The sequence below is a fragment of the Duncaniella sp. genome (assembly GCF_029054785.1).
GTDB lineage: Bacteria > Bacteroidota > Bacteroidia > Bacteroidales > Muribaculaceae > Duncaniella.
Genome location: NZ_JAIDEN010000153.1, coordinates 1 through 5084 on the forward strand (window position 1 = coordinate 1; position 5084 = coordinate 5084).

Genomic DNA, 5084 nt, shown 5'->3' on the forward strand with positions numbered 1-5084 from the left:
AAAAGCTTCGCTGGTTTTCATGCCGCAAATTTAACACTTTTCGATCAATTCATGCACCGTAGTTTCGGCTTGAGCCGCAATCTCCACATTGATTGCAAGTCCCGCCGCGAAATCCCGGCCCGGCAAATAGTTAAAAATCATTAACAAAATATATTTGATTATCCTTGCTGCAAAAAACTTTTTACCTTTGCATCTGAAAAGAAACACCAAATCGGTTGCGATCCTTGGACTGATAGAAATTTTACGCATTAAATTCACTTTTTCAAGACTAAGGACAAAGGCAACTGCACTGAGCGGTTCCGTCGTGACGACGCAACGGCGACTGTGGACACTTGGTGTAAGTGTAAGTATGATATAATCTCTACATTATTGGAAAGGGATAGATCTCCCTTCACACCGAAAGGAATCTATTTCGATTCAATGACGCCTTTTGGCTTTAGTCCTGTTGCTCCTTGATAGAAAGGGGCAGCGGACAATTTTTTTATACGGATACCTGCATTGTCGTCGCCCACTACCACAGACCCTCACTCATGCTCCAACAGATAGTCATAAACAGGTCTGACAGAAATCCGATAGCTATCATGGATTATCTCTTCGTCATTATGATCCGTAAGTAATAATAAATTATCACATCCGGTTTTCTTAGCGGCCAATAAAAGGCCGGCAATTTCACGCTTCCGGACCTTTTCGGAAGAAATGTCATAGGAAACCTGTACGGCAAGAACAGTCTTGCGTCCGTCACACACAACGAAATCACACACTCCCGATCTGTCGCTGTAATAATAAATATCAAATCCCCGGCTCTTATACCTGCGCAGAAGCTCAAGATAAACAATTGTTTCCATACGCCAGCCGAGATTCTCGCCCGCAAACGCATCTTCCCTCTTGTTCATTAAGGCAACATCTATCGGATAAACTTTCTCGCCAGTCATTCTCAACTTGCTTTTCGGAGAATATTTATGCAACCCGACCAACAGATAAGCTTGTTTCAGATAACTCAGATAATTTTTAACTGTGTGAGGAGACTTAAGTCCGAACGTCTCCTGCAATGTTTTATCAGCGGCCACGACCGGAGCTATATTCAACAGATGATGAGCCATTTGCTCGAAAGCCGAGGTGTGGACCACCTTAAAACGCTGCTCTATATCTCGTTTCAGTATGTTGTTGACCAGCCCGTCAATATAGTCTCTGTCATCATGTATAAACTGAAGTTCCGGAAATCCACCTTGACGCATATAGTCGTCAAAGGCAGAACGTCGTGCGGCGATGGCTTTAGTTGTTCTCGACACAACATCGACCCCTTTCACTTCGCAGTATTCAGCAAACGAAAACGGATAAAGCGGGATAGAATGATGACGTCCGGTCAGATGCGTCGCAAGTTCGCCACTGAGCAGTTTTGCATTTGACCCTGTTATGACAACATGAATCTGTTTGCGCAAAAGCCTGTTGACAAACAAATACCATTCCGGAATATTTTGTATCTCATCAATAAACAGGTATGTGAAATCGCCGTTTATCTTGTAAAGAACCTCTAAGACATCGTTGAGATCATCAGCGGTAAGGTGAATCAACCTCTCGTCATCGAAATTGACATAGGCAAACTTTACACCTTTACGAGTAAGCGCATTGTAACATAGTGTTGACTTTCCACTACGCCTGACACCTATGACCACCTGCGCCTGAGGACTGTTCAGATCTATCCTGTCCTCCTCTTTACGCTGACAAAAATGCAGCGTCTGTTTGAGTGCAAGTTCCTCTGCTTGGTCAGCCAATATCGTTTCAAGTATTCTTTTATCCATAACATTCACTTTATCAAGCACAAAGATAATACATTATTTTATCAAAACGCACTATTTTACATAAAATAGCAATTCAGAATGCATTATTTTACATAAAACCGCTAGGTCAGAACGCCTTATTTTACATAAAACAGCAATTCAGAATGCACTATTTTACATAAAATCGGCTACTCAGAACGCCTTATTTTACATCATTCCTGAATTCTTTTGACGCAAAAAACATATCCCGTCAGGGATGCGGGATGTCTTGGGAGGGGGTGAAGGCTGGGAGGATGAGGGGCGGTGAGCAATATTCCGCGCGCGGGCGCGTTATTTATCTGTAAGATGAAGTTTTCCCAGGCATCAGCGTGGAGGAGGCGTACTCCGGCAAGGACGCTGCTTCTTCTGGCGGTCGTGGCGTTGGTCGCGGCCTTTTCGGCGTGTTCGACCAAGAAAAATACGGCGGCAACCCGCAACTACCAGGCCTTCATCACCCGCTATAACGTCTACTTCAACGGCGACGAGCATTTCAAGGAAACTCTCAAGGAGATGGAGCGCGCCTATGAGGACGACTATTCGGCCCAGGTGCTGATGCACCCCGTCGAGGCCTATTCCAACCCCAAGGCGCCGCAACCCACAGGCTCTTTCACCCGCTCGATCGAGAAAGCCCAGAAGGCGATCCAGCTCCACAGTATCAAGAAACGTCCCCGCCGCAAACCGGGCCACAGCAACGATCCGGAATATAAGAAGTGGCTCAAACGCGACGAGTATAACCCCTTCCTCCACAACGCCTGGATGATGATGGGACGCAGCCAGTATTTCAACGGCGACTTCCTGGGCGCGGCCTCGACGTTCTACTACATCACCAAGCATTTCAACTGGCTCCCTGAGACCGTCACCGAAGCCAAGCTCTGGCAGGCCCGCAGCTACTGCGCTCTCGACTGGCTCTTCGAGGCCGAGACAATACTGGTGCGCGTCAAGCAGGACCGGCTGACATCGCGCCGCCTGAAAGAACTTTACAGCTTCACCTACGCAGACTTCTATGTCCGCTCCCATGACAATGCCAAGGCCATCCCCATGTTGCGCGAGGCCATCGGCTATGCGAGCGGGCCGCAGAAAACGCGCCTCAACTTCCTCTTGGGCCAGCTCTACACCGCCGAGGGTGACGCCACAGCGGCCTACGAAGCCTACAAGAAGGCCGGAAAATCGGCAGGCGCATCATACCGCACCAAGTTCAACGCCCGCATCAAGCAGAGCGAGGTGTTTCAGGGGGCCGACATCGCTCCTGAGGTCAAAGCCTTGCAGCGCATGACCCGCTATGACCGCAACAAGGAGTATCTCGACCAGATCTACTATGCCATCGGCAATCTCTACCTCTCGCGCCGCGACACGGCCAACGCGATCGCCAACTATGTGCTCGCAGCTGAAAAATCAACCCGCGGAGGCATCGAGAAAGCCATCTCGCAGGTGACTCTCGGCGGACTCTATTTCGACCGTCACCGCTACGACCTGGCCCAGCCATGCTATGCCGAGGCCGTGCCGCTGCTCCCCGACAACTACCCCGACATTGCCCGTCTGCAACGCCGCTCGGACGTGCTCGACGAACTGGCGGTCTACTCCCAGAACGTCACCCTCAACGACTCCCTGCTGCGCCTCGCCGCCATGCCCGAAGAGCAGCAGTTGGCCGTGATCGACAAGATCATCTCCGACCTCAAGAAGAAGGAAAAAGAGGAGGCCGAAGCCGCCAAACGCGAGGAATATCTGGCACAGCAGGAGGCTTTGGGTTCGAACCTCAACAGCAATTCGGCCAACGCCCCGACCTCGTTTACCCTCAACGCCGACAAGTCATGGTATTTCTACAACACAGCCACCCGCAACGCCGGTCGCACCGACTTCCAGCGCCGCTGGGGCTCGCGAAAACTTGAAAACGACTGGCGCCGACGCAACAAATCGACCTTCAGCATGGACGATTTCAACAGCGGCGAGGACAACGAGGAAAACCCGGAGGCCGACAGCGGCTCTGACTCTGCGGAAGCTGACGGCGACGGTTCCGATGCCGACAAGGAGCAGGCAGCCAAAGCCGCCGATCCGCACTATCGCGAATATTATCTGAAACAGATCCCCAAGACCGACGTGGAAAAGACCACCGCCGGCGAGGTGATCCAGGAAGGGCTATATAACTCAGGTCTCATACTCAAGGACAAGCTCGACGACTTCGACGCCGCCGACGAGGAATGGAGCCGCCTGATGAACCGCTATCCCGACAACGTCTACCGTCTCGACGTCTACTACAACCAGTATCTCATGAACGTCCGTCGCGACCGCCCGGACCGGGCCGAGCACTACCGTCAGCTAATACTCAGCGAGTTCCCCGACTCGAAATATGCCAAGGCGATGGCCGACCCGAACTACATCGACAATCTCCGCTCGATGCTCGCCCGCCAGGAGGAACTCTACGGGCAGGCTTACAGCGACTACCTGGCCGACCGCAACGACCGCGTCCACTCGGCCTACGAGACAATGGCCCGCGACTATCCCCTCTCCCCGCTGGTGCCGAAATTCATGTTCCTCCACGCCCTGGCCTATGTCACCGAGAACAAGGCCGACGAATTCGGATCGACCCTCAGGGAGATGCTCGAACGCTACCCCGAAACCGACATGACCCCGATGGCCTCAGCCTATCTCAAGGGTCTCGCCCAGGGGCGCAAGCTCCACAGCGGCCCAAGCAACATGCGCAGCATGATCTGGGACATCCGTCTGACCAACGACTCCACTCTCATGGATGGAGAGTTGGCTGACATCGACTTCACGCTCACTCCCGACGAGCCACACTATCTCGTGCTGCTCTTCTCGACATCGCAGATCTCCCCCAACCAGCTGCTCTTCGACGTGGCCCGCCACAACTTCACCACCTACATGGTGCGCGACTTCGACCTCGAAGTCATGAACTTCGGACAGCTCGGCCTGCTGCTGGTCAAAGGCTTCCAAAACGAAGCCGAGCTAAACCACTACCGCTCCCTCCTCAATCAGGACCGCGGAGTCAGCATCCCGGAAGGAGTGCGCCCGGTTCAGATCAGCAAAAGCAACTTCGAGAAACTGCTTCAGAGCGGAGGCTCATTTGACGCCTACTTCCGCTTCATCGGCGAAGAAACCGTCCGCGAGACCCACGAATCCGTCCTTCCGCCTGAAGAATATCCCTCGGCAGCAGAAATGTATGCCGAACCCGCCCCTGAACAGGAAGCAGCCCCGGTTACCGAACCCGCCCCTGAACCTGTCTCGTATACACATATCCGAGCCCACGAGACA

At 52.4% G+C, this 5084-nt stretch carries 2 protein-coding genes; one reads left to right on the plus strand and one right to left on the minus strand.

The window, feature by feature from the left end:
• Positions 1 to 524: 524 nt before the first annotated feature.
• Positions 525 to 1799, minus strand: a complete 1275-nt coding sequence (locus K2H17_RS09545; RefSeq protein WP_300134102.1) for an ATP-binding protein — start codon at positions 1797 to 1799, stop codon at positions 525 to 527.
• A gap of 324 nt (positions 1800 to 2123) precedes the next feature.
• On the opposite strand from K2H17_RS09545, the gene K2H17_RS09550 reads away from it, so the two are divergent.
• Positions 2124 to 5084, plus strand: a 2961-nt coding sequence (locus tag K2H17_RS09550; RefSeq protein WP_300134104.1) for a tetratricopeptide repeat protein, incomplete at its 3' end; no start/stop codon positions are given.

Excerpts from the sequence above, each read along its gene's own strand:
- K2H17_RS09545 (WP_300134102.1), bottom strand. The coding sequence starts at position 1,799 with ATGGATAAAAGAATACTTGAAACGATATTGGCTGACCAAGCAGAGGAA.